The organism is Halomonas sp. 3H (genome assembly GCF_024206005.1).
GTDB classification, from domain to species: Bacteria; Pseudomonadota; Gammaproteobacteria; order Pseudomonadales; family Halomonadaceae; genus Halomonas; species Halomonas campaniensis.
Map to the genome: position 1 here is coordinate 2,015,443 of NZ_CP100360.1, position 24,335 is coordinate 2,039,777.

26 protein-coding genes are annotated in these 24,335 nt (G+C 69.4%); 6 read left to right on the forward strand and 20 right to left on the reverse strand.

Annotated elements, in window-relative coordinates; genetic code table 11:
• Positions 1-43: 43 nt before the first annotated feature.
• A complete protein-coding gene (locus tag NFC98_RS09395) occupies positions 44-868 on the forward strand; it encodes a hypothetical protein (protein WP_254274743.1) in 825 nt (274 codons plus the stop codon).
• Here the strand turns inward: NFC98_RS09395 and NFC98_RS09400 are convergent.
• The 14 genes from NFC98_RS09400 to NFC98_RS09465 all read right to left on the reverse strand — a co-directional run bounded on the left by NFC98_RS09400 (position 863) and on the right by NFC98_RS09465 (position 12,425).
• Positions 863-1,627 carry a YciK family oxidoreductase gene (locus tag NFC98_RS09400; RefSeq protein WP_254274744.1) on the reverse strand — a complete coding sequence of 255 codons (765 nt, stop codon included), beginning with the start codon at positions 1,625-1,627 and terminating at the stop codon, positions 863-865. The genes NFC98_RS09395 and NFC98_RS09400 overlap by 6 nt on opposite strands.
• A 17-nt stretch (positions 1,628-1,644) precedes the next feature.
• On the reverse strand, positions 1,645-2,421 hold the full coding sequence (ybgF, locus tag NFC98_RS09405) for a tol-pal system protein YbgF (protein WP_254274745.1): 777 nt from the start codon (positions 2,419-2,421) through the stop codon (positions 1,645-1,647).
• A gap of 38 nt (positions 2,422-2,459) precedes the next feature.
• Positions 2,460-2,996, reverse strand: a complete 537-nt coding sequence (gene pal, locus NFC98_RS09410; protein ID WP_254274746.1) for a peptidoglycan-associated lipoprotein Pal — start codon at positions 2,994-2,996, stop codon at positions 2,460-2,462.
• A 47-nt stretch (positions 2,997-3,043) separates the two neighbouring features.
• Positions 3,044-4,330: a Tol-Pal system beta propeller repeat protein TolB gene (gene tolB / locus NFC98_RS09415; RefSeq protein WP_254274747.1), complete on the reverse strand. Its 1,287-nt coding sequence runs from the start codon at positions 4,328-4,330 to the stop codon at positions 3,044-3,046.
• Positions 4,330-5,532, reverse strand: a complete 1,203-nt coding sequence (gene tolA, locus NFC98_RS09420) for a cell envelope integrity protein TolA (protein ID WP_254274748.1) — start codon at positions 5,530-5,532, stop codon at positions 4,330-4,332. Before tolA ends, tolB begins: the two co-directional genes overlap by 1 nt.
• A 9-nt stretch (positions 5,533-5,541) precedes the next feature.
• Complete coding sequence (gene tolR, locus NFC98_RS09425; RefSeq protein WP_254274749.1) at positions 5,542-5,985, reverse strand: protein TolR; 444 nt, start codon at positions 5,983-5,985, stop codon at positions 5,542-5,544.
• A gap of 12 nt (positions 5,986-5,997) precedes the next feature.
• Positions 5,998-6,687: a protein TolQ gene (gene tolQ, locus NFC98_RS09430; RefSeq protein ID WP_254274750.1), complete on the reverse strand. Its 690-nt coding sequence runs from the start codon at positions 6,685-6,687 to the stop codon at positions 5,998-6,000.
• An 11-nt stretch (positions 6,688-6,698) separates the two neighbouring features.
• Positions 6,699-7,118, reverse strand: a complete 420-nt coding sequence (gene ybgC, locus NFC98_RS09435; RefSeq protein WP_302055049.1) for a tol-pal system-associated acyl-CoA thioesterase — start codon at positions 7,116-7,118, stop codon at positions 6,699-6,701.
• Positions 7,115-8,152 carry a Holliday junction branch migration DNA helicase RuvB gene (gene ruvB, locus NFC98_RS09440; RefSeq protein WP_254274751.1) on the reverse strand — a complete coding sequence of 346 codons (1,038 nt, stop codon included), beginning with the start codon at positions 8,150-8,152 and terminating at the stop codon, positions 7,115-7,117. Before ruvB ends, ybgC begins: the two co-directional genes overlap by 4 nt.
• A 48-nt stretch (positions 8,153-8,200) precedes the next feature.
• A complete protein-coding gene (gene ruvA, locus NFC98_RS09445; RefSeq protein ID WP_254274752.1) occupies positions 8,201-8,809 on the reverse strand; it encodes a Holliday junction branch migration protein RuvA in 609 nt (202 codons plus the stop codon).
• Positions 8,810-8,952: 143 nt separating this feature from the next.
• Positions 8,953-9,492, reverse strand: a complete 540-nt coding sequence (gene ruvC / locus NFC98_RS09450; protein ID WP_254274753.1) for a crossover junction endodeoxyribonuclease RuvC — start codon at positions 9,490-9,492, stop codon at positions 8,953-8,955.
• Positions 9,493-9,501: 9 nt separating this feature from the next.
• Positions 9,502-10,251, reverse strand: a complete 750-nt coding sequence (locus tag NFC98_RS09455; protein WP_254274754.1) for a YebC/PmpR family DNA-binding transcriptional regulator — start codon at positions 10,249-10,251, stop codon at positions 9,502-9,504.
• Between the two features lie 79 nt (positions 10,252-10,330).
• On the reverse strand, positions 10,331-12,109 hold the full coding sequence (aspS, locus tag NFC98_RS09460) for an aspartate--tRNA ligase (RefSeq protein WP_254274755.1): 1,779 nt from the start codon (positions 12,107-12,109) through the stop codon (positions 10,331-10,333).
• 49 nt (positions 12,110-12,158) lie between these two features.
• Complete coding sequence (locus NFC98_RS09465; protein WP_254274756.1) at positions 12,159-12,425, reverse strand: zinc ribbon domain-containing protein; 267 nt, start codon at positions 12,423-12,425, stop codon at positions 12,159-12,161.
• 181 nt (positions 12,426-12,606) lie between these two features.
• On the opposite strand from NFC98_RS09465, the gene NFC98_RS09470 reads away from it, so the two are divergent.
• Genes NFC98_RS09470 through NFC98_RS09480 form a run of 3 tightly spaced genes read left to right on the forward strand, consistent with a single transcriptional unit; the run spans position 12,607 to position 15,436 of the window.
• Positions 12,607-13,539, forward strand: coding sequence for a D-2-hydroxyacid dehydrogenase (locus NFC98_RS09470; protein WP_254274757.1), 933 nt, complete (start codon positions 12,607-12,609; stop codon positions 13,537-13,539).
• 14 nt (positions 13,540-13,553) lie between these two features.
• The gene (locus tag NFC98_RS09475; protein WP_254274758.1) at positions 13,554-14,456 is read left to right on the forward strand and encodes a ribokinase; all 903 of its coding nucleotides are present in this window, start codon (positions 13,554-13,556) and stop codon (positions 14,454-14,456) included.
• 35 nt (positions 14,457-14,491) lie between these two features.
• On the forward strand, positions 14,492-15,436 hold the full coding sequence (locus tag NFC98_RS09480) for a nucleoside hydrolase (RefSeq protein WP_254274759.1): 945 nt from the start codon (positions 14,492-14,494) through the stop codon (positions 15,434-15,436).
• Positions 15,437-15,448: 12 nt separating this feature from the next.
• Here the strand turns inward: NFC98_RS09480 and NFC98_RS09485 are convergent, their stop codons facing one another.
• Entirely contained in the window at positions 15,449-15,721 is a 273-nt protein-coding gene (locus tag NFC98_RS09485) for an acylphosphatase (RefSeq protein WP_183330622.1), read from the reverse strand.
• Between the two features lie 240 nt (positions 15,722-15,961).
• Here NFC98_RS09485 and NFC98_RS09490 point away from each other — a divergent pair, with 240 nt between their 5' ends.
• Positions 15,962-17,005 carry a Glu/Leu/Phe/Val dehydrogenase gene (locus tag NFC98_RS09490; protein ID WP_254274760.1) on the forward strand — a complete coding sequence of 348 codons (1,044 nt, stop codon included), beginning with the start codon at positions 15,962-15,964 and terminating at the stop codon, positions 17,003-17,005.
• 70 nt (positions 17,006-17,075) lie between these two features.
• On the opposite strand, the gene NFC98_RS09495 is transcribed toward NFC98_RS09490, so the two are convergent.
• Positions 17,076-18,026, reverse strand: a complete 951-nt coding sequence (locus NFC98_RS09495) for a YihY/virulence factor BrkB family protein (RefSeq protein ID WP_254274761.1) — start codon at positions 18,024-18,026, stop codon at positions 17,076-17,078.
• Between the two features lie 134 nt (positions 18,027-18,160).
• Between NFC98_RS09495 and NFC98_RS09500 the strand changes: the two genes are divergently transcribed.
• Positions 18,161-19,255 (forward strand): bifunctional nicotinamide-nucleotide adenylyltransferase/Nudix hydroxylase, encoded by a 1,095-nt coding sequence (locus NFC98_RS09500; RefSeq protein WP_254274762.1) that lies wholly within the window; start codon positions 18,161-18,163, stop codon positions 19,253-19,255.
• A 14-nt stretch (positions 19,256-19,269) separates the two neighbouring features.
• Here NFC98_RS09500 and NFC98_RS09505 read toward each other — a convergent pair whose 3' ends face one another.
• From NFC98_RS09505 to nei, 4 genes are all read right to left on the reverse strand, one after another.
• Positions 19,270-20,187, reverse strand: coding sequence for a LysR substrate-binding domain-containing protein (locus NFC98_RS09505; RefSeq protein ID WP_254274763.1), 918 nt, complete (start codon positions 20,185-20,187; stop codon positions 19,270-19,272).
• 65 nt (positions 20,188-20,252) lie between these two features.
• Positions 20,253-21,668: a cardiolipin synthase gene (gene cls / locus NFC98_RS09510; RefSeq protein WP_254274764.1), complete on the reverse strand. Its 1,416-nt coding sequence runs from the start codon at positions 21,666-21,668 to the stop codon at positions 20,253-20,255.
• Positions 21,669-21,762: 94 nt separating this feature from the next.
• Complete coding sequence (locus NFC98_RS09515) at positions 21,763-23,268, reverse strand: fumarate hydratase (protein WP_183330628.1); 1,506 nt, start codon at positions 23,266-23,268, stop codon at positions 21,763-21,765.
• 185 nt (positions 23,269-23,453) lie between these two features.
• On the reverse strand, positions 23,454-24,278 hold the full coding sequence (gene nei / locus NFC98_RS09520; RefSeq protein ID WP_254274765.1) for an endonuclease VIII: 825 nt from the start codon (positions 24,276-24,278) through the stop codon (positions 23,454-23,456).
• Positions 24,279-24,335: the final 57 nt, after the last annotated feature.

Genomic DNA, 24,335 nt, shown 5'->3' on the forward strand with positions numbered 1-24,335 from the left:
TGATGGCGGTCGGCGGCATGCCCCTGGCGGAGGGGGCCAGACGATGAAGCGTTGTCCTCACTGCGCGAGCCATGGCATCTACAAGAACCGACGGTCACTTTGGCGGCGCCTGGTCAGGCTGCCCCACTCCTACCGCTGCATCGACTGCGGCACCAGCTTCTCGCGACGGGCACTCCTGGCGGCAGAATCGGCACGAGAGGGGGGGCACGCCGAGCCGGATCCGGAGAGTGCCGAGAAGGCGAGGAGGAAGTCGCTACCGGTGCCCGCCGGCCTGAAACGCCTCAGGCCTTTCGGCCTTGCCCTCGCACATCATGCCCATGACGTCGCCGGCCTGCCCGGCCGATGCGCCCTCGCGGTCAAGGGTTGCCTGCAGCGTGCCGGGCTGATGCCCATCCCCGTCTGGGTGGTCAAGCAGGTGGATGGCGACATCCTGCATCTGTGCGGCAGCGGCACCCTCTATCATCCCCGCCAGCGGTCATGGCGCGTCCTGAACGCGCTGAGGCAACACCGCTACCAGGGCGGCGTGCGCCTGGGCAGCACCGGCATCGTGCTGAACAGCCGACTCTTCGCGGCCCTGATCCCGCTCGATGAGCTGACCCTGAAGGGGCCGACACGGGGCCGCTGGCAGGGGCGCGAGTGGCGCATCGCCCGAGTTCCACAGCACCGCTGGCAGTACGAGGGGCGTCTCATGGTCCAGGCAGGGGCGAACGATGAAGGCGAACCACTGATCAGCAGCGAAGACGTCTCGCGAATCCGGGACCAGGTCGATCCGCAGGCCACACCGCCCGGCATGGCCATCTTCCAGCCGGGCAGCGGCCGCACCGGCAGCCACTCGATCCGAGGGCCGATCCGGCGGCGCGATTCATGACCGAGGCGGCTGGGCGTCGAACTTCTCGCCATTGTGGCCGCGGCTGTCGGGGCCCATCAGCCACAGGTAGGTGGGCATGATCTCCTCGGGGGTCCGCAGGGTCGCCGGATCCTCGCCGGGGTAGGCGCTCTTGCGCATCTGGGTCCGCGTGGCGCCGGGGTTGAGGCTGTTGACGCGGACATTGCCCAGGTGCTCCAGCTCGTCGGCCAGCACCTCGACGAAGCCCTCGGTGGCGAACTTGGAGACCGCATAGGCCCCCCAGTAGGCACGTCCCCTGCGCCCCACGCTGGAGGAGGTGAAGACGATCGAGGCATCGGCCGAATACTTGAGTGCCGGCAGCAGCGCCTGGGTCATCCAGATCGGGCCGTTGAGGTTGACCTGCATCACCTGCTCCCACAGCTCCGGGTTGTACTGCTCGAAGGGCGTGATGCGCCCCAGCAGACCGGCATTGTGGAGCAGCCCATCGAGGCGGCCGAACTCCCGGTCGATGGTCTCGGCCATGTCGTGGTAGTCCTTGAGGGTGGCCCCCTCGAAGTTCAGCGGGAAGATCGCCGGCTGCGGCCCCCCCGCGGCCTCGATCTCGTCGTAGACCTTCTCCAGCTTCGCGATGGTACGGCCCAGCAGGATGACCGTGGCACCATGGCGCGCGAAGGTCAGGGCCGCGGCCCTGCCGATCCCGTCGCCGGCGCCGGTGACCAGGATGTTGCGCCCCTGGAGAAGGTCGGCGGGCGCCTGGTAGTCGATCTTGCAGGTCGTCATGGATGCTCCTTGGTGGATCAGTTGCTCGACTGGCGCAGGAAGTCGTTGGCCAGGCCGGCCGCGGTGCTCTCCGGATACTCTTCGCGGACGCGCTCGAGTAGCTCGCGGCTCGCCTGAGGGTCACCCTGGCGCGCCTTCAGCAGGCCCAGCTTGTAGAGGGAGTCGGGCACCTTGCCGCTCTGGGGGAAGTCGTCGAGCACGGTACGGAAGGCCGTCTCGGCGGGCTCCAGATTGCCCTCGGCGGCGTGCAACTCGCCCAGCCAGTAGTGGGCATTGGCGGTGAGGGTATTGTCGGGGTGGTCACCCACGAAGCGCTCGAAGGCGGCAATCGCCTCGCCGAACTCGCGCGCCTGCACCCGGGCGAAGGCCTGCTGGTAGGCCGCCTGGGCGTCTGGATCGGCGCCGCTGGGCGACGGCGCCTGGACGACCTCTTGCGCGGCCTGCTCGTCGACCTGGGCGCTGCTGTCGACGCCGACGCCGGCAGGACCCGACGCCAGGCGATCCTCGAGGTCCATGTACTGCTGCCGCGTCTGGCGGCGCAGCTGTTCGAGCTGGTGGCGGAGCTCCTCGACCTGGCCACGCAGCTGGCGAATCTCCTCGTCATGCTGCTGCACCTGGTTGAAGATCACCAGGCTGCCACCCGCTTCCTCGCGGGTTTCCGTCTGCTGGTAGAAGGAGCGCGGCTGGGCAGTGAGGTCCTCGACCACCGGCTGCTGGGCAAGGGCAGGGAGCCATACGGACAGCGGGAGCACCAGGGCTCCCGCGCCGCACAGTCCTTTCAGACCGTGTTTCATGCGTGTCTCCATCGACGCGGGGGGCGTGCGACCAGGTCTCAGTAGGCGAAGACGACCCGACGGTTCTGGGCGTAGGCCTCCTCGTTCTGGCCACGCGCCGCCGGACGCTCCTCACCGTAGCTCACCACCTCGACCTGGGAGGGCGAGACGCCCTGCACGGAGAGGAAGCGCTCCACGGAACGGGCGCGACGCTCGCCGAGGGCCATGTTGTACTCGCGGGTACCGCGCTCGTCGGTGTGACCCTGCAGCACCACGCGGGCGCTGCCGTTTGAGCGCAGGTAGCGGGCATGGGCGGACAGCACCGGCTCGAACTCGCTGCGGATGCGATCGCTGTCGAACTCGAAGTAGATCGTGCGCTGCTCGGGGATCCGCCCGTCGGCCTGCTGGCCCGCGGTGCCGCCGGCACCGAGGCCCGTACCGCTGACCTGGCCGCTGCCGGCCGCGCCGCTACCCGCGGCACCACCGCTTGTGCCATCCAGGGACCCGTCCTGGGTTCCACCACTGCTGGAACAACCGGCCACGAAGGCCAGGGACAGGGCGACCGCCAGGGTCCTGGCGTAGGGCTTGAGTTGCATCGTGAGACTCCTTGCTGGGATCGAATGACACCATCATTCGTCAATGGTCAGTTCAGAAAGGGCGACCACGCGGGTTCGCGGACGTCACCCTGAGCCGAGGGCAGCCGGAAGGACGCGCGTCCATCGGCGGTAACTGCCCCCAACACCCCGCTGTTTCCCTGCTGGGTGGCGAAGATTACCATGGTCCCATTGGGTGCAACACTGGGAGATTCATCCCAGCGCGACTCGCTCAGGACCACCAGGCGACCGCTGTCGAGGTCCTGCCTGGCCACCTGGTAACCGTTGTTGCTGCGGTGGATCAGGAAGATCGACTCGCCGTCCGGCGCGAAGCGTCCGCGGGCGTTGTAGTTGCCCGTGAAGGTGAGCCGCTCCTGCTGGCCGCTGCCGAAGTCATGGCGATAGAGCTGGGGGCCGCCGCTGCGATCGGAGGTGAACAGCAGGCTGCGACCGTCCGGCGACCAGGACGGCTCGGTGTCGATGCTGGAGTTGTTGGTGAGGCGCTGGAAATCGCGTGAACCGATGTCCATCACATAGATCTCGGGCTGACCGTCCTTGGAGAGGGACATGGCCAGGCGACGACCGTCCGGCGACCAGGCCGGCGCCCCGTTGATCCCCTCGAAGGAGGTGGCGCGGGCGCGCTGGCCGGTGGCGAGGTCCTGGATATAGATGGCCGGGCGCTCGGTCTCGAAGGAGACATAGGCCAGCTTGCCCCCGTCGGGCGACCAGGCCGGCGAGAGGATCGGCTCGCGGGAGCTGAGCACCTGCTGGCTGTTGCGGCCATCGGCATCCGCCACGTAGAGGGCGAACTGCATGTCGTCGCCGACCCCCTGGGCGGTGACGTAGGCGATTCGCGTGGCGAAGGCGCCGCGGATGCCGGTCACCGCCTCGAAGATCTGGTCGCTGATGTAGTGGGCCGCGCCGCGCAGCTCTCCCTCGCTCGAGGTCACCACCTCCCCCAGCATGCGGCGCTCGCCGCTGACGTCCATCAGCTCGTACTGCAGGCGGTAGCCGTTGCCGTCCCGGCTGGCTCGCCCCACCACCAGGTAGCGCACGTCCAGCCCCCGCCAGTCGCCGTAGCGCACCTCGCCGCTCTCGCTGGGGCGGTCAAGCATCTGGCGGCGCGGCAGCGGGTCGAAGTAGCCGCTGCGCTCGAGGTTGTCATGGATCACCTGGGCGACATCTTCGGGCAGGTCGTCGCCACCGGCGAAGGGAACCACCGCAACCGGCGTGGCCCGATCGCTGCCGCGGGTGATCTCGATGGTCAGGTTGGCCTGGGCCAGGGTGCTGAAGATCAGCAGCATGGCGGTCAGCCAGGATGTCATCAGGGCTTTCATCAGCGTACATCTCCCGGTCTGAAGCGCAGATTGAATTGACGGTAGTCCCGTTGTACGGCGGCTGGCAACTGTCGCAGTTCGGCGAAGGGCGCGGCCGCCTCCACCGCCTGGATCGCCGAACGGTCGAAGGCGCTGTCGCCGCTGCTCTGGGAGATCGAGGCGGCGAAGAGCTCGCCGGAGGGGCCGAGACGCACCGCGACCTCGGCGCTGGCACCGGACGGCACGTTGGGCGGTATCACCCAGGCCTGCTCCACCGCCCGGCGCACCAGGTTGATGAAGCTGTTGGCGGCTTCTTGCCCCTGGCGGGCATTGGCCGCGGCCTCCTGCTCGCCCTCGATGGCCCGCTGCAGGGCTGCCTCGGCCTCCTCGGCGGCCCGGCGTGCGGCCTCCTCCTCGCGGCGGCGCTGCTCCTCGGCCTGGCGCTGACGCTCGGCCTCCGCCTCGGCCTGGCGCTGACGCTCGGCCTCCGCCTCGGCCTGGCGCTGACGCTCGGCCTCCGCCTCGGCCTGGCGCTGGCGTTCGGCCTCCGCCTCGGCCTGGCGCTGGCGTTCGGCCTCCGCCTCGGCCTGGCGCTGGCGTTCGGCCTCCGCCTCGGCCTGGCGCTGGCGTTCGGCTTCCGCCTCGGCCTGGCGCTGGCGTTCGGCCTCCGCTTCAGCCTGGCGCTGGCGTTCGGCCTCCGCTTCGGCCTGGCGCTGGCGTTCGGCCTCCTCCTCGCGGCGCTGGGCCTCGAGCTGCTGCTGACGTTCGGCCTCCTGCTGTTGGGCGCGACGCTCCTCGGCCTGCTGCTCGCGCAGCCGGGCCTGCTGTTCGGCCTCCTCGGCACGCCGTGCCGCCTCGGCCTCGGCGGCCTGGCGCGCCTCCTCGCGGTCTCGGGCCTCGGCCTCGCGCTGGGCCTGCTGTTCGGCCTGGCGCTGCGCTTCACTGGCCTCGGCCTCCTGTTCGGCCTGCCGTGCGGCCTCCTCCGCCTGGCGCTGCTCCTCGGCCTCCCGGGCCTGGGCACGCGCTCGCGCCTCCTCGGCCCGCTGGGCCTGGTCGGTCACCGTCTCGGTGCTGACCAGCGTCGCCTGGACGATGGAAGACGAGGTCGGTTCTGGCTCCTTGGCCGGCAGGCTGATCACGCTGAACACCACCACCCCGAGATGCAGGGCGACGGCAAGGATCGTCGGCACGCCATAGCCCACGCGCTGGTCGTGTCTGGCCATCTCGACTCCTCAGCCTTCCCCGCTGGGCGGCGGTTCCGAGATCAGGCCGACGTTGCTCACGCCAGCGATCTGCAGGGTGCTCATCAGGGTGACCACCTGGCCATAGGGGACATTGCGGTCCCCGCGCACCATGACCGGCGTGCCGGGGCGCCGCTCGAGCAGGATGATCACCCGGTCGGCGATGTCATCGAGGCTGACCGACGTCTCGTCGCCGCCGACCGACAGGAAGTACTGCCCCTCGCGATCCACCGAAACGATGATCGGCTCGCTGTCCTCCATATCGTCGATGGGCTCGGAGGTGACCTGGGGCAGGTCGACCTGCACGCCCTGGGTCAGCATGGGAGCGGTGATCATGAAGATCACCAGCAGCACCAGCATGACGTCGATGAAGGGCACGACGTTGATCTCGCCCATGGGCTTACGCCCGCCGCCGCGATTGAATGGTCCATGCATGGCAAGACTCCCTCAGGCGGCGCCGGATTCGGTCCGGCCCTGCAGGTTGCGGTGCAGGATGGAGTGGAACTCCTCGGCGAAGTCCTCGTACTTGCCCAGCAGGCGGCCGGACTCGGAAGAGAGCCGGTTGTAGAAGATTACCGCGGGGATGGCGGCAAACAGGCCCATGGCGGTGGCGATCAGCGCCTCGGCGATCCACGGCGCCACGGTGGCCAGGGTCGCCTGCTGGGCCATGGACAGGGACTGGAAGGAGCCCATGATGCCCCACACGGTGCCGAACAGGCCGATGTAGGGACTGGCCGAGGCCACGGTGGCCAGGAACACCAGGTGCAGGTTGAGTCGCTCCTCCTCCCGGGACCAGGCCACCCGCATGCTGCGCTGCACGCCGTCGAGGATCGCCTGGGGGCTGCGGGTCTTGGGCAGCAGGCGGTTGAATTCGCGGAAGCCGGCGCGGAAGACGTGTTCGGCGCCCTGGGTCTCCTGCTCGGCGGGGGTCTCGCGGTAGAGTTCGTTGAGGTCGACCCCGGACCAGAAGCGCTCCTCGAAGACCTGGTGGGCCTTGCGGGCACGCCGCATCACGAAGGTCCGCTGGAAGATCACGATCCAGGAGAGGATCGAGCCCACCGTGAGCAGCAGCATCACCAGCTGCACCACGGTGCTGGCGCTCATGATCAGGTGGGGAATGGACATGGAGTCGTTCACGGGCATCCTCGTCAGGCTTGCGGTTGGGCTGAGGGGTGTCGGGCCAGGACCTCGGCGAGCGCCGGCGGCCAGGCAACGGGTCTGAGACGCGCGGCATCGACACAGGCGATGTCGACCCTCGCCTCGCAGAGGGGTTCCCCGCGACGGGTCACCGCCTGGCCGAACTGCAGCCGGGCGCGACCGTGGGACAGGATGGCGGCGCTGACCTCGAGGCCGTCATCCAGTCGGGCGGGCTTGGCGTAGCGGCACTCCAGGCGGTGGACCACCAGCTGGATGCCGGCCTCGAACAGCTCGCGCTGGGTGATCCCCTGCGCGCGGAGCCATTCGCTGCGTGCCCGCTCCATGTACTTGAGATAGTTCACGTAGTAGACGATGCCACCGGCATCGGTGTCCTCGATGTAGACACGCACGGGCAGCTGGAAGGCGCTCACGGGCGGGTCTCCCCCGCCGCGTCGGCGACATCGTCGGTCGGGGTCAGGTCGAAGTGCCGCCACGCCTGGCGGGTCACCACCCGTCCCCGGGCCGTGCGCATCATGAGCCCCTGCTGGATCAGGTAGGGCTCGATGACGTCCTCGATGGTGTCGCGCTCCTCGCCGATCGCCGCGGCGAGGGAGTCGACCCCCACCGGGCCGCCGTCGAACTTCTCGATCATCGCCAGCAGCAGGCGGCGGTCCATGTGGTCCAGGCCGTGGTGGTCCACGTGGAGCATGTCCAGGGCCCGGTCGGCGATCTCGGCATCGATCCTCCCCGAGCCGCGCACCTCGGCGAAGTCCCGTACGCGACGCAGCAGGCGGTTGGCGATGCGCGGTGTGCCCCGGGAGCGGCGCGCCACCTCCAGCGCACCCTCGCGCTCGGCCTCGACGCCCATCAGCCGGGCGGAGCGCGCGACGATCTCGGTGAGCTCGTCGATGGCGTAGAACTCCAGGCGCTGGACGATGCCGAAGCGGTCACGCAGCGGCGAGGTCAGCAGGCCCGCCCGGGTCGTGGCACCGACCAGGGTGAAGGGCGGCAGGTCGAGCTTGATGGAGCGCGCCGCCGGCCCCTCGCCGATGACGATATCGAGCTGGAAGTCCTCCATGGCGGGGTAGAGGATCTCCTCCACCACCGGCGAGAGGCGATGGATCTCGTCGATGAACAGCACGTCGCCGGGCTGCAGGTTGGTGAGCATGGCGGCCAGGTCGCCGGCCCGCTCCAGCACCGGGCCGGAGGTGGACTTGAGCCCCACCCCCATCTCCGCGGCGATGATGTGGGCGAGCGTCGTCTTGCCGAGCCCCGGCGGCCCGAACACCAGGGTGTGGTCGAGACTCTCGTCGCGTCCGCGGGCGGCGCCGATGAAGATCTCCAGCTGCTCGCGCACCCGCGGCTGGCCGATGTAGTCGGCCAGCCGCTTCGGGCGGATCGCGCGATCGATGGGCTCCTCCCCGTCGCGCAGGTCGGCGGCGATCAGGCGATCACTTTCCAGCATGGATGTGCCTCCTGCAGGGCCGGTGCTCGGCTCGGGTCCGCATGGCCATCACCCGGCCATCCGCCGGCTCAGGGCGGCCTTGATCATCGCCTCGGTGCTGCCCTCGCCCTCCAGGCCGACGAGCATCCTGGCGGCCTCGGCGGGCTTGTACCCCAGGCTGACCAGCGCCGCCTCGGCATCCGCCAGCGGGTCCTGCTGGCCAGGCTCGGGGGCGGCGCCGGCCAGGCCCGCCAGGGCATCGCCGGACGGCTCCCAGTGGGGGAAGCGGTCGCGCATCTCGATGATCAGCCGCTCGGCGGTCTTCTTGCCGACCCCGGGCAGGCGTGTCAGCGCCTTGGCATCGTCGTCCATCACGCAGCGCATGAAGGCGGCCTCGTCCATGCCGGAGAGGATGGCGAGGGCCAGCTTGGGGCCGACCCCGTTGACCTTGATCAGGGCTCGGAACAGCGCCCGCTCCTGTTCACGCAGGAAGCCGTAGAGCAGATGGGCATCCTCGCGCACGGTGAGGTGGGTATAGAGGGCGACGGGCTCGCCGGAGCCGGGCAGAGCCACCAGAGTGTTCATCGAGGCTTCGAGCTCGTAGCCCACCCCGGCGACATCCACCACCAGCCAGGGCGGCTGCTTCTCGAGCAGGGTGCCACGCAGGCGTCCGATCATGGCGCAGTCATGTCCTTGGCATCAGTTCCATCGCGGCCTCGGCGGCCGCTGCTGACGCCACTATACTGGTCGCCCGCGCGGCTGGCCAGCCTGGGATCAAACAGCGTTCGACAATCTTGCGGCGTCGCTGTCGGGCGACAGCGTCAGGGACGAAAGTCGCGCCAGGTCCCGCCCTTGCGGCGGCTGCGATGGCCCCCGAAGCTGCCGGCGGTGACCAGGCCGCGCCGAGCATGGGCGTGGGTCAGGGCGATGGCCAGGGCATCGGCGGCATCGGCCTGGGGCGTCGCCGAGAGTCCCAGAATGGCGGTGACCATGTGCTGGACCTGGGCCTTGTCGGCACGCCCGCTGCCGGTCACCGCCTGCTTGATCTGGCGGGGGCCGTACTCGCTCACCGGCATGCCATGGTTGGCGGCACAGACGATGGCGGTGCCGCGGGCCTGGCCGAGCTTGAGGGCCGAGTCGGCGTTCTTCGACATGAACACCTGCTCGATGGCGAACTCCGCCGGGCGGTGCACGGCGATCAGCTCGCTGACCCCGGCGTAGACCTGGGCCAGCTTCTGGGCCAGGTCGTCGGCCTGGATGCGGATGCAGCCGCTGGCCACGTAGCGCGGCGTGGCGGTGGACACGTCCAGCACCCCATAGCCGGTGATCCGCGAGCCGGGATCGATGCCGAGGATCAGCATCCGGCCGGCTCACTCCATGGCATCGAGCACATCGTCGTCGAACTCCGCATTGGTGGTCACGTTCTGGACGTCGTCCAGGTCCTCGAGCATATCGATCAGGCGGATCACCTTGCGGGCCAGCTCCTCGTCCGCGATGGGGGTGGTGGTCTCGGGAAACCGGCCCAGCTCGCTGCGCTCGGGTTCGATCCCCGCCGCGATCAACGCCTCCTTGACGTCATGGTAGGCGTCGGGGGCGGTGACCACCTCCAGGGTACCGTCATCGAGGGTGACGATGTCCTCGGGCTCGGCCTCCAGGGTCGCCTCGATGACGGCTTCCTCGGTGACCCCCCCGGGCAACGCCAGGCGCCCCTGCTGGTGGAACAGGAAGGCCACCGAGCCGCTGGTGCCCAGGTTGCCCCCACACTTGTTGAAGGCATGCCGCACCTCAGAGACGGTACGGTTGCGGTTGTCGGTCAGGCACTCGACCAGGATCGCCACCCCCTCGGGCCCGTAGCCCTCGTAGACGCACTCCTCCATGGCGTCACCGTCGGCATTGCCGGCCCCGCGGTCGATGGCTCGCTGGATGGTGTCCTTGGTCATGTTGCTGCCCAGCGCCTTGTCGACGGCGGTGCGCAGCCGCGGGTTGTCGGCCGGCTCCGGCCCGCCCTGCCGGGCGGCCACGGTCAGCTCACGAATGAGCTTGGTGAAGATCTTGCCGCGCCGGGCGTCCTGGGCCGCCTTGCGGTGCTTGATATTGGCCCACTTGCTGTGGCCTGCCATCGCGTCCTCCTTGCCGAATCGGGAAGTCGAGACAGGACCGGCGCCCTGGGGCGCCGGTCTGCTGCTGCGGGGAAGCGGCTTACTCCTGCCCTTCCGCCTTGGCCTTCTGGCGCAGGCGGATATTGAGCTCGCGCAGCTGCTCCGGCCCCACCTCGCCAGGCGCATCGGTCATCAGGCAGCCGGCGCTCTGGGTCTTCGGGAAGGCGATCACCTCGCGAATGGTGCGGGCGCCGGCCATCAGCATCACCAGGCGGTCGAGGCCGAAGGCCAGGCCACCATGGGGCGGTGCGCCGTACTGCAGGGCGTCGAGCAGGAAGCCGAACTTCTCGCGGGCCTCCTCCTCGCCGATCCCGAGGATCTCGAACACGGTGGTCTGCATCGCCTGGTCGTGGATACGGATGGAGCCGCCGCCCAGCTCGGTGCCGTTGAGCACCATGTCGTAGGCCCGGGAGAGCGCCGACGCCGGGTCGGCCTTGAGCGCCTCGGGGGTGCACGACGGCGAGGTGAAGGGGTGGTGCAGCGGGCTCAGGCGGCCGTTGTCGTCGGCCTCGAACATCGGGAAGTCTACCACCCAGAGCGGCGCCCAGGGGCGGGTATAGAGGTCGAGGTCCTCGCCGAGCCTGACACGCAGCGCACCGATCGCCTCGTTGACGATGCGCGCCTTGTCGGCACCGAAGAAGATGATGTCGCCATCCTCGGCGCCCACCCGGTCGAGCAGTGCCTCGACCACGTTCTCCATGAACTTGACGATCGGCGACTGCAGCCCCTCGAGGCCGGCGGCGCGGTCGTTGACCTTGATCCAGGCCAGCCCCTTGGCGCCGTAGATGCCGACGAACTTGGTGTACTCGTCGATCTCCTTGCGCGAGAGCTTCGCCCCGCCCGGCACGCGCAGCGCGGCGACACGGCCGTCCGCGGCACTGGCCGGCCCGGAGAAGACCTTGAAGTCCACCTGCTGCATCAGATCGTCGACGTCGGTGAGCTCCAGCGGGATGCGCAGGTCCGGCTTGTCGGAGCCGTAGCGGGTCATCGCCTCGGTCCAGGTCATGCGCGGGAACTCGGGCAGTTCGACCTCGAGCACCTCCTGGAACAGCTGGCGGATCATCGCCTCGGTGATGCCCATGATGTCGTCCTCGGAGACGAAGGAGGCCTCGAGGTCGATCTGGGTGAACTCCGGCTGGCGGTCGGCGCGCAGGTCCTCGTCGCGGAAGCACTTGGCGATCTGGTAGTAGCGGTCGAAGCCGGCCACCATCAGCAGCTGCTTGAACAGCTGCGGCGACTGGGGCAGTGCGAAGAAGCTGCCCGGATGGGTGCGGCTCGGCACCAGGTAGTCCCGGGCCCCTTCCGGCGTGGCGCGGGTCAGGATCGGCGTCTCGATGTCGAGGAAGCCCTGGCCCTCCAGGAAGGCGCGCACGCTGTGGGAGATCCGCGAGCGCAGACGCAGCTTCTCGATCATCTCCGGGCGGCGCAGGTCGATGTAGCGGTGCTTGAGGCGCACCTCCTCGCCCACCTTGCCGTGCTCGTCGAGCTGGAAGGGCGGCGTGGCGGCGGTGTTGAGGACCTCCACCTCCCTGGCCAGCACCTCGATCATGCCGGTAGGCATGTTGGGGTTCTGGGTGCCTTCCGGGCGCAGCCGCACGCGGCCCTGGATGCGCAGCACGTATTCGCTGCGAGCGCGGTCGGCATTGGCGAAGGCCTCGGCGGTGTCGGGGTCGACCACGACCTGGGCGATGCCGTCGCGGTCGCGCATGTCGAGGAAGATCACGCCCCCGTGGTCACGGCGGCGGTGTACCCAGCCGCACAGGGTGACCGTCTGGTCCACCAGGGTCTCGTTCAGCTGGCCGCAATAATGGCTGCGCATGTCGTATCCTGTTCTGTTGCGTGATGAATAAACGGGCGATGGGCGGCCCTCAGGCCGCCGCGCCATCCTTCTTTGTCGATGTCTTGGCGTCGCCGGCCGGAGCGGCGGCGTCACCGGCCAGGTTCTTCCTGTCGCCGGCCTTGAAGTCGGTCTCGTACCAGCCGCCGCCGGCGAGTCGGAAGCCGGCCGCGGAGATCAGGCGGGAGAGTTCGGAGGCCTCGCAGGCGGGGCAGTCGGTCAGCGGGGCGGCGCTGAGCTTCTGCAGCTTCTCGAGACGGTGGCCGCAGGCCTTGCACTCGTATTCGTAGATGGGCATGGTTTGATCACTCCGGAAAATGACAGACCCCGGGTCTGGATGCCGCCGGCACACGCCGGCAGCCACGAAATATGCGGCCGGCCCGCAGCGATTCCAAGCCTGCCAAAGCCCGACATTATAGCGTGCCCGGCACCCTTGCGGGCAAGGCGCACCGCCCGGGCACCACAAGGAAGCCAACACGATGAAAGCCGTCATCCTCGATGCCGCCAGCCTCGGCCCCGATATCGACCTCGCCCCGATCCGTGCCCAGGTCGACACCCTCGAGGTACATCCCCAGAGCAGCACCGCCGAGGCCCGCGAGCGGCTGGCCGGCGCCCGCGTCGCCATCGTCAACAAGGTGGTACTGGACGGCGCCACCCTGGAGGCCCTTCCGGACCTGGAGCTGATCTGCGTGCTGGCCACCGGCACCAACAACATCGACATGGCCGTCGCCGAGCGCCTGGGCATCGCGGTCAGGAACGTCACCGCCTACGGCACGGCCAGCGTCGCCCAGCACACCCTGATGCTGATGCTGACCCTGGCCAACCGCCTGCCGCTCTACCAGCGCGACGTGGCCGGCGGGCGCTGGGGCGAGAGCCCCTTCTTCTGCCGCATGGACCACGGCACCCTGCAGCTGGAGGGCAAGCACCTGGTCATCGTCGGCCAGGGGGTGCTGGGCAGCCGGGTCGCCCAGCTGGCCGAGGCCTTCGGGATGCGCGTCACCTTCGCGGCTCGCCCCGGCAAGGCGGATGACCGCCGCCCCTCCCTCGCCGAGCTGGCCCCCGAGGCCGACGTCATCAGCCTGCACTGTCCGCTGAGCGACGCCACCCGCCACCTGGTCGATGCCGCGCTGCTGGCCACCCTCAGGCCCGGCGCCCTGCTCGTCAACTGTGCCCGCGGGGGCATCATCGACGAGGAGGCCGCGCTGGCCGCCCTGCGCGAGGGCCGCCTGGGCGGGCTCGGCGTCGATGTACTTCCGGTGGAGCCACCCCGTGACGGCCATCCGCTGATCGATGCCCTGGCCGAACCGCTGAACCTGATCGTCACCCCCCACAACGCCTGGATCACCCCGGAGGCACGCCAGAACGTGGTGACGCTGACCGCGGAGAACCTGCGCACCTGGCTGGCCGAGTGAGGGAGGGACAGGCCATGCTCTATAACCTCGGCTCGATCAACCTCGACCACTTCTATCGCGTCCCGCACCTGGTCGGCCCCGGCGAGACCCTCGCCAGCCATGACTACCGGGTCGGTCTCGGCGGCAAGGGGGCCAACCAGTCCCTGGCCATGGCGCGGGCCGGCGGCACCCTCTGCCACTGGGGACGACTGAGTCGCCAGGATGCCTGGGCTCGGGACACCCTGGCCCGGGCCGGCGTGGACGTCACCGGGGTGGAACTGGTGGACGAACCCAGCGGCCACGCGGTCATCCAGGTGGATGACCGGGGGGAGAACGCCATCATCCTGTTCCCCGGCGCCAACCACGGCTTCCGCGCTCCCGGCCTGGCGGCGCTCCTTGCCGGCACCGCCCCCGGCGACTGGCTGCTGCTTCAGAACGAGTGCAACGGCCTGGACCAGCTGATCCCCCTGGCGGCAGACCACGGCCTGCGCATCGCCTTCAACCCGGCACCGATGACCGAGGCGGTACTGGACCTGCGGCTGTCGCACTGCCAGCTGCTGTTCGTCAACCGTCCCGAGGCGGCCCAGCTCACCGGACAGGCCGTCACCAGCGAGGCAGAGGCGCTGCTGGATGGCCTGGCGCGCACGCTGCCGACCTGCGAGACCGTGCTGACCCTGGGCGGCGAAGGCGCCTGGTACCAGCATGGCAACCAGCGCCGCCACCAGCCGGCACTGCCGATCAGGCCGGTGGACACCACCGCCGCGGGGGACACCTTCATCGGCTACTACCTGGCGGCCCTGCAGGCCGGCCACCCGGTGGCGGAGTGCCTGCGGCGCGCCGCCACCGCGGCGGCGCTGGGCGTGCAGCGCCCCGGTGCCGCCGAGAGCATTCCCGACGGCGACGAGGTCGAGCGCGCCCTGCGCGACGGCCTCGCCTGACGCTCCCTTCCTACACCGCTTCGCGAGGAAACTTCGTGGCACACTCGATCATCTTCGATACCGACCCCGGCGTGGACGACGCCCAGGCCATCGCCATCGCCCTGCGCCACCCCGAGATCGACCTGCTGGGGATGACCACCACCTACGGCAACGTGGACGTGGAGGTCGCGACCCACAACGCCCTGCTGCTCGCCCAGCTGGCCGGCCGCGACGATGTCCCCGTCGCTCAGGGGGCCGCCGCGCCGCTGGTCAAGGAGCGCCATCCGCCCCCCGCCCATATCCATGGCGCCAACGGCCTGGGCGACATCGAGCTCCCGGCCGTCCGCGGCAAGGCCGATCCGCGCAGCGCGGCCCGGTTTATTATCGACACGGTCAACGCCCGGCCCGGCGAGGTGACCCTTGTGGCCGTGGGGCCGCTGGGCAACCTGGCCGCGGCGCTGCAGCTCGACCCGTCCATCATCGGCCGGGTCAGGCAGGTCGTCATCATGGGGGGCTCGATCCGCGAGGGGGGCAACGTGACCCCGGTGGCCGAGGCCAACATGTTCAACGACCCGGATGCCGCCGCCCGGGTCCTCACCGCCGGCTGGCCGCTGGTGCTGGTGGGGCTGGATGTCACCCACCGGTGCGTGCTGAACCCGGCCCACATGGCGCGCATCGAGGCCGGCCAGGGCGAGCTCGGGCGAGTGCTGGCGGGGAGCTACGCCTTCTACCGCGACTTCTACCGTGAGTTCCTGGGCATCGACGGCTGCTGCCCCCACGACAGCTGTGCCCTGGCCTGGCTGCTGCGTCCGGAGCTGTTCACCACGGCGCGCGGCCACCTGACGGTGGCGACCGACGGCGATGCCGAGGGGCAGACGATCTTCGCGCCGCAGGGGCGTGCCTTCATCGAGGAGCGCTGGTCGCGCACCCCGCCGGTAGAGGTCTGCCTCGAGGTCGACGGCCAGGCCGTCAGCGACTGGATCGCCGACACCCTGGCCTGACGCGCCGCAGAGCTAGACGGTGCGGAAGTCGTCCGGGTCGTGGGTCTCGATCACCTCGAGTTCCACATGGGTGACCCGGGCGTTTTCGGGCCCCTTCCAGAGCCACTCACTGACCGCCTTCACCGCGTCGGGGCCGCCACACAGCAGCACCTCCACCCGCCCGTCGGGCAGGTTCCGGGCATGGCCGGTGACGCCATGCTGCAGCGCCTTCTCCTGGGTCGCCCGGCGATACCAGACCCCCTGCACCTTGCCCGTAACCAGGGCCTTCACGCAGCACTTCTCCATGGGCTTCTCTCCCGTCTCCGTTGGCGGCCGGCAGTCGCCGGGCCGCTCGAGCTGACTTGCCACCTTTCTACCAGCCGGGCCCGGCTTCAGGCCAGCCTTCGGGGCTTCCCGTCCCCGGGGTGATGCCCTAGTCTTGTCACTATCCCCGGACGTTTCACGGCCAAAAGCCTTACGCGGCCGAGGATCGCCCTACCCGGGCACCCCAACCACAATGACAATCCTCACGAGGGAGTCTTCGCCATGCCGGTCTTCAACCACCCGGAATTCGACCATCACCAGCAGATCGTCTTCGGCAGCGACGCCGCCAGCGGCCTGCGCGCGATCATCGCCATCCACGACACCACCCGCGGCCCCGCCCTGGGCGGCCTGCGGATCTACCCCTACGCCAGCGAGGAAGCGGCGCTAACCGACGTGCTGCGGCTCTCCCGCGGCATGTCCTACAAGTCGGCGCTGGCCGACCTGCCCCTCGGCGGCGGCAAGGCGGTGATCATCGCCGACCCCCGCCGCGACAAGACGCCGGAGCTGCTGCGCGCCATGGGACGCCTGGTGGACTCCCTGGGCGGCGCCTACATCACCGCCGAGGACTCGGGTTCCAGCGAGGCGGACATGCAGGTGATCGCCGAGGTCACCGACCACGTGGGCGGGCTGCGCCGCGAGGGCGGCGAGTCCGGCGACCCCTCGCCCTTCACCGCCTGGGGCGTGTTCTGCGCGCTGAAGAGCGCCGTGCGCCACGGCCTGGGCCGCTCCGACCTGGAGGGAGTGCGCGTGGCCATCCAGGGCATCGGCCATGTCGGCGAGCACCTGGCGCGACACCTGCTTGATGCGGGGGCCCAACTGGTGCTGACCGATGTCAACCGCGAGGCGCTGGCCCACCTCGCCGAGGAGCTCGGCGCCGAGGCCGTCGATCCCGAGGCGATCTTCGACGCCGACGTGGACCTCTTCACGCCCTGTGCCCTGGGGGCTGCGCTGGATGCCGACGTCGTCGAGCGGCTCAGGGCCAGGGTGGTGTGCGGAGCGGCCAATAACCAGCTGGCGACCCCGCAGGTCGCCGAGCGCCTGCGCGAGCGCGGCATCCTCTACACGCCCGACTACGTGGCCAATGCCGGCGGTGTCATCGAGATCGCCTGGCAGCGGCGTGACGACTACGATCGCGCTGCGGTCATGGCCCATATCGAGGGCATCGAGGCGACCCTGGACGAGATCTTCGCCCGGGCGAGTCGCGAGCAGCGAAGCCCGGCGGCGGTCGCCGACGCCCTGGCGAGGGAGCGGTTCGGCCGGGGCTGAACCTTCGGCCCTTCGTCCGCGACACCCCCAGGCCGGCACCTGCCGGCCTGGGGCCTTGGCGGCGGCGCCCTCAGGAGTGGCCGCCGTCGGCATCCATCAGCTCACGCCTGACCACCACGGCGGTATTGCGCGGCACCAGCGGCCGCCCCCGCTCTTCCAGGTGGCAGCGGGTGAAGGCCGCGCCGAAGAGCAGGATCAGCGAGCTGTAGTAGACCCACAACAGGATCATCACCACCGAGCCCGCGGCCCCGTAAGTGGAGGCGGTGGCGGTGTGGGAGAGGTAGATGGCGATACCCGAGCGCCCCACGGCAAACAGCAGCGCGGTGACCACGGCGCCCACCAGCACGTCCTGCCAGCGCAGCACCACGTCGGGCAGCACCTTGAAGATGGTCGCGAAGAGCGCGGCGATCACCGCCAGCGACACCAGGAACTCGGCGCCGGTGGTCAACAGCCCCACGTAGGGCAGCAGGTTGTCGGCGGCCTGGAGCATGGCCCGGAGCATCACCCCCAGCACCAGCGACACCAGCAGGATGAAGCCGATGGAGAGCACCACGGTCAGCGACAGCAGCCGGTTCTTCACGAAGATCAGCAGGCTGTTGCTGGTGGGCCGGGCGGTGACCCCCCAGATGGTGTTGAGGGAGAACTGCATCTGGGCAAACACCGTGGTGGCACCCACCAGCAGGGCCCCGATGCCCAGCAGGCTGGGCAGCAGCCCCGACTCCTCGATGCGCGAGCTGGCCACCGCCTGCTCGATGGCCGCCGCCGCCTCGTGCCCCATGGTGTCCTGCAGCTGGGCGACGATCTGGCCCTGGGCGGCATCCTCCCCCATCACCAGGCCGATCACCGTCACCGCGATGATCACCGTCGGCGCCAGGGAGAAGAGCGTGTAGAAGGCCAGCGATCCGGCATAGCTGAAGGCGTTGCGTTCCAGCCAGAGCCGGATGGCCCCGTGGATCACGTTCCACCAGAATCGCAGCGCTTCCCTGAGCCTGGTCGGCGTGATCTCTCTGAGGTTGAGCATGAGTGTCCCCGCATCCCTGTGTGACCATCAGCATACCCGACTGTAACCGAGTGTGCCGCTTCCGGGCGCATTGCACCGGCCTGCGGCGCTGACCATAATGGGCGGCGCCTTCCCACCGCCCGCCAGGAGTGCCCATGACCGACTGCCCGGACAACGCCTCCGACGCCTGCGACTTCGACTGCCTGGTGTTCATCGGCCGCTTCCAGCCGCCCCACCTGGGCCACCTGGCGGTGATCCACGAGGCCCTCAAGCGCGCCCGCCAGGTGATCGTGATGGTCGGGTCGGCGTGGCAGGCACGTTCGCTGCGCAACCCGTGGCGCTTCGAGGAGCGCCTGCAGATGCTGCGCGGCGCCTTCGACGACGAGGACAATGCCCGGCTGGCGATCGTGCCGCTGCTCGATGCCCTCTACAACAACGACGTCTGGGTGCGCGACGTGCAGCGCAAGGTGCGCGACATCGCCAGCCCCCAGCACGCCCGCCTGCCGCGCATCGGCCTGATCGGCGCGAGCCGTGGCCAGTCGAGCTACTACCTGTCGCTGTTTCCCCAGTGGGAGTCGGTGAGCGTTCCGCTGGTGGAGGGGATCTCGGCGAGCCAGATCCGCGAGCGCCTGTTTCGCTCCGCCTCCTCCGCCGACGACTACCTGAGCACCGGCGCGTCCCACGACCTGCCCCCCGGCGTGGTGGCCGACGTGCGGGCCTTCTGCGCCGGAGACAACTATCGCCAGCTGATCGAGGAGCAGCACCTGCTCGACCAGTACCGCAGCGCCTGGGCCCAGGCGCCCTACCCGCCCATCTTCGTGACGGTGAATGCGGTGGTGGTGCAGTCGGGTCACGTGCTGCTGGTGCGCCGCACGTCCGCGCCGGGCAAGGGGCTCTTCGCCCTGCCTGGCGGCTTCATCAATCCCCATGAGCGGCTGCTGGACGCCTGCCTGCGCGAGCTCCGCGAACGGGTGCGCCTCAAGGTACCGGAGCCGGTGCTGAAGGGGTCGCTGCGCGGCCAGCGGCTGTTCGATGAGCCCCACCGCAGCTGGCGGGGCCGCACCCTGGCCGAGGCCTTCTACTTCGCGCTTCGACCGGAGCAGCAGCTGCCCCAGCTCAAGCCGGTGAAGGGGGGTGACCATGCCCGCTGGGTGGCCCTGGCCGACCTGGAGCCGGATGCCCTGTTCGAGGACCACTTCTTCATCATCCAGAACTTCCTGGGGCTGCCCGCCGACTTCGGCGGCCCCTGACGCGGCAGTGAGCGTCAGGCCTGGAGGAAGTCGCGAGGCAACTTCTGCATCTGCCGCCAGAGCTTCTCGACCCCGGGCTTGTGGACCAGCGAGCAGCGGTAGAGGCGGATCTCCAGCGGCACATCCCACTGCTCGCCGCCGGCGCGCACCAGCCGGCCCGCGTTGAGCTCCTCGCGGATGCAGAAGTCGGGAATCCACGCCATCCCCATGCCCTGCAGCACCATCCCCTTGAGCCCCTCGGCCATGGCCGTCTCGTAGACGGTCCGCAGGCGCATGCGCAGCGGATCGTTCTTGAGCAGCATGCGCACGCTGCGCCCCAGGAAGGCGCCCTGGGTATAGGCCAGGTAGGGAATCGACTCGTTGCCCTCCAGCGGGAAGCGCGGTGCACCGCCCTCGTCGGGCAGGCTGACCGGCACCATCTTGACCTGGCCGATGGAGAAGGAGGGAAACACCTCGGGGTCAAGCTGCATGCTGGCGTAGGGATCGTAGTAGGCCAGCATCAGGTCGCAGTTGCCCTCGCGGAGCACGTGGATCGCCTCCCCGACGTTCATCGCCACCAGCCGGGTCGGCAGCTCGCCGAGCCCCTGCTGCAGGCGCGAGATCCACGGGGGGTAGAAGCTGAGCGCCAGGGAGTGGGCTGCGACGATATCCAGCGCCTCGTTGGCCATGGCCAGGCCGCGCAGGTGGCCCAGGCTCTCGTTGAGCTGCTCCACCAGGTTGCGCGCCGTGACCAGGAACAGCTGCCCCTCGGGCGTCAGGTCCACCGGCGTGGTGGAGCGATCCACCAGGGTCACCCCGATGGCCTGCTCCAGGGAGCGGATCCGGCGGCTGAAGGCCGGCTGGGTGACATGGCGCTGGCGGGCCGAGGCGGAAAAGCTGCGGGTGTTGGACAGGGCGACGAAGTCTTCCAGCCACTTGGTCTCGAGGTTCACCATGACTCCCGAACGCTGAAGGGTGGGTGGCCGCCGTGGGACGGCCATCGAGGAACACTAATCTATCACTGGATGGGGGACAGCAGGTAGGCGGCACGCGAGACCAGCTTGCGCCACAGCGGCCGCGAGGTCAGCTCGTCAAGGCTGATGCGGCGGCAATTGGCGAAATCCTTCTCGAGCATCAGCCGCACCTCGGCGGCGAAACGCCGGTCCGGCAGGAAGGCAGTGATCTCGAAGTTGAGCCGGAAGGAGCGATTGTCCAGGTTCACCGTGCCGACGCTGGCCGCGGCATCGTCGATCAGCATCACCTTCTGGTGCAGGAAGCCGGGCTGGTAGCGGTACACCTTGACCCCGGCCCGCAGCATGTCGGGCAGGAAGGAGAAGGCCGACAGGAACACCAGCAGGTGGTCGGGCCGCTCGGGGATCATGATCCGCACGTCGACGCCGCGCATGGCGGCCAGGCGCAGCGCGTCCTGCACGCCCTGGTCGGGCACGAAGTAGGGGCTGGTGACCCAGAAGCGCTCCCGGGCGCTGTGGATGGCGTGCTGCACCAGCAGGCCGGCGGTATCCTGACGGTCCGCCGGCCCCGAGGGCACGATCACCACCTGATGGCACTCGTGACAGCTCACCTGGGGCGTCCAGGCGAGGTTGATCACCTCCCCGGTGGCCCAGTGCCAGTCTTCCCAGAAGGCCTCCTGCAGGCCCAGGACGCTGGGACCGGTGAGCTTCAGATGGGTATCCCGCCAGGCCCCGTGACGCCCCTGCCCGAGATACTCCACGCCCACGTTGAAGCCACCGACCCACCCCTCGCGACCATCCACCACCAGCACCTTGCGATGATTGCGGAAGTTGAGCTGGAAGCGATGCCGAAAGCCCCGCGAGGAGCGAAAGGCGCTCACCTCCATCCCGCTGCTGGCCAGTTCGCGCAGATAGCCTTCGTTGAGCTTGTGGCTGCCCACCTCGTCATAGAGGAAATAGACCCGCACACCGCGATCGGCGGCTCGCTGCAGGCGCTGCTTGAGCTCGACGCCCAGCGCATCGTTTCGCACGATGAAGAACTGGATCAGGATGTACTCCCCGGCGCGTTCGATGCCGTCGAAGAGGCTCTCGAAGGTGGCCTTGCCGTCGACCAGCAGCTCGGCACGATTGCCGCTGGTCATCGGCATCTGGGCAAGCTGCTCCACGGCCCGCACATCGGGGTCGCGGGTCTCGGCCACGAAGGGCTCCAGGGGCTCGCGATAGCGGGCCAGCACCCGACGCAGCACGGTGTCGCGCTCGCCGCGGGCCGACACATAGCCGTAGAAGCGCGGCTGGCCGAAGATCCAGTAGGCGGGCACCGCCAGGTAGGGCAGCGTGATCAGGGAGAGGATCCAGGCGACCGCGCCCTGGGAGGTCCGGCTGGAGAGCAGCGCCAGAACCGCCGACAGGATACCCAGCAGATGCACCATAAAGATCGCCAGACCGAACAGCCAGGATGTCATGGGCTCTCCCTGAAAAAACAGTGTTCTACAGCATACCCAAACGGCAGCGGCCCCGCCAGATGGCGGGGCCGCGGTAGCGCCAGAAGCGACGGGGTCATGCCCTTTCGGCGATGATCTCCTTCCACTTGGCGGGGCCTGTCTGGTGCACCGAGGTGCCCTGGCTGTCGACCGCCACGGTCACCGGCATGTCCTCCACCTCGAACTCGTAGATGGCCTCCATGCCCAGGTCCTCGAAACCCACCACCCGGGATTTCTTGATCGCCTGGGCGACCAGGTAGGCGGAGCCGCCCACGGCCATCAGGTAGACCGCCTTGTTGTCACGGATGGCCTCGATGGCGGCCGGGCCGCGCTCGGCCTTGCCGACCATCCCCAGCAGGCCGGTCTCCTCCAGCATGGTGCGGGTGAACTTGTCCATGCGGGTGGCGGTGGTGGGACCGGCCGGGCCGACCACCTCGTCACCCACCGGATCCACCGGGCCCACGTAGTAGATGAAGCGCCCCTTCATGTCCACGGGCAGCGGCTCACCCTTGGCGAGCATGTCCACCATGCGCTTGTGGGCGGCGTCGCGGCCGGTGAGCAGCTTGCCGTTGAGCAGCAGGGTGTCGCCGGGCTGCCAGGTCTGCACCTCTTCCGGCGTCACGCTGTCGAGGTTGACGCGCTTGACGTTGTCGCCCGCCTCGCGGGTGATCTCCGGCCAGTCCTCCAGCTTCGGCGCCGGCAGCGCGGCGGGGCCGGAGCCGTCCAGGGTGAAGTGGGCGTGGCGGGTGGCGGCACAGTTGGGGATGATCGCCACCGGCTTGTTGGCGGCGTGGGTCGGATAGTCCCTGACCTTGATGTCGAGCACCGTGGTCAGGCCGCCCAGGCCCTGGGCGCCGATGCCGCTCCGGTTCACCTTGTCGAACAGCTCCAGGCGCAGCTCCTCGGCGCGGTTGGCGGGGCCACGGGCCTGGAGCTCCTGGATGTCGATGGGGTCGAGCAGCGCCTCCTTGGCGATCTCCATGGCCTTCTCGGCGGTGCCGCCGATGCCGATGCCCAGCATGCCCGGCGGGCACCAGCCGGCGCCCATCTTGGGCAGCTGCTCCATCACCCAGTCGACGACATTGTCGGAGGGGTTGAGCATGGCGAACTTGGACTTGGCCTCGCTGCCGCCGCCCTTGGCCGCCACGTGTACCTCGACGGTATCGCCGGGCACGATCTTGTGGTGGATGACCGCCGGGGTGTTATCGCCGGTGTTCTTGCGGGCGCCGTCCGGATCCGCCAGCACCGAGGCACGCAGCACGTTGTCGGGCAGCTGATAGGCGCGGCGCACGCCCTCGTTGATCATGTCGTCCAGGCTCATCTCGGCGTCCCAGCGCACGTTCATGCCCACGTGCACGAAGACGGTGACGATGCCGGTGTCCTGGCAGATCGGCCGCTTGCCGAAGGCGCACATGCGTGAGTTGATCAGGATCTGGGCGATGGCGTCCTTGGCCGCGGGGTTCTCCTCGCGCTCGTAGGCCGCCGCCATGGCGTCGATGAAGTCCTTCGGGTGGTAGTAGGAGATGTACTGCAGGGCATCGGCGACGCTCTGGATCAGGTCGTCCTGGCGAATCACGGTCATCAGCAAGGGGCTCCTTGGCGTTGTCGGCTTGCCCGCTCGCGTGCCGGCTCCCTGGCCGGTGTGGCGGGCTCGAACGGCGAGCATTATACCCCACCCCGCCGGCTGTCGACATTGGTGCCGCCGAAGGTCGCAGATGGTGTCATGCAGCAAGAGAGATAACGGTATAAAGCAGAAAAGGAGGATCCTCAGGCCGGCGGCTGGCACCGGGGACAGGCGTAGAGGCGCCGGGAGGCGACCATGCCCCGCTCGATGGTCGTGCCGCAGGCGTGGCACGGCAGGCCGTCGCGCTCGAAGACGGCAAAGCGCCAGCGGCGGCGGGAGGCACCACTCCGCCGCTCGGCCGCCGCCCACTCGGGGCGGTTGGTCACCCCGGCCTGGTCGTAGGCCTGGCGGGTCACCTCGAGGATACGGCGAGCCAGCCGCTCGAGGGCCGCCTCGTCCAGGTCCATGGGCCTCACCTTGTGGTGGAGGCCGGCGAAGTAGAGGATCTCGGAGCGCAGGTAGTTGCCGATGCCGGCGAACAGCGCCTGGTCCAGCAGCAGCCCGCCCAGCCCTCGCCGCCGGAAGCGCGGCTCGACGAGTCTCGCCATGCCCTGCTCGACGCTCACGCCATGGGTCAGCAGGTCGGGGCCGAGCCGCGCCAGGAAGGGGTGCTCGCCTAGCCTGTCGCCGGGCCAGAGCGAGACGTCCGAGGCACTGTAGAGGCTCGCCGCTCTCCCCCTCGCCACCAGCCGAACCCGCAGCGAGCGGCCGGTATCCGGCTCGCGCTCGGCGTCGTGGAGCTTCCAGACGCCGTAGAGCTGGTTATGGGAATAGAGCACCCGGCCATCGTCGAAGCGGGTCAGGAGCGCCTTGCCCCAGCTGTCCACGGCGGTGACGCGCCGCCCCACCAGCGAATCCGCCTCCCGCGCCAGCTCGGGAAAGGCGAACCAGGCGTGTTCCAGCCGCCGGCCGGCCAGCTGCTCATGGACGCGGTCGGCGGCGCGGCGTATCTCGGGACCTTCAGGCATGGTGATTCCTTATCGATCTCTATACCCCCACACATCTCGATCGGGGCTTTCCCGGGG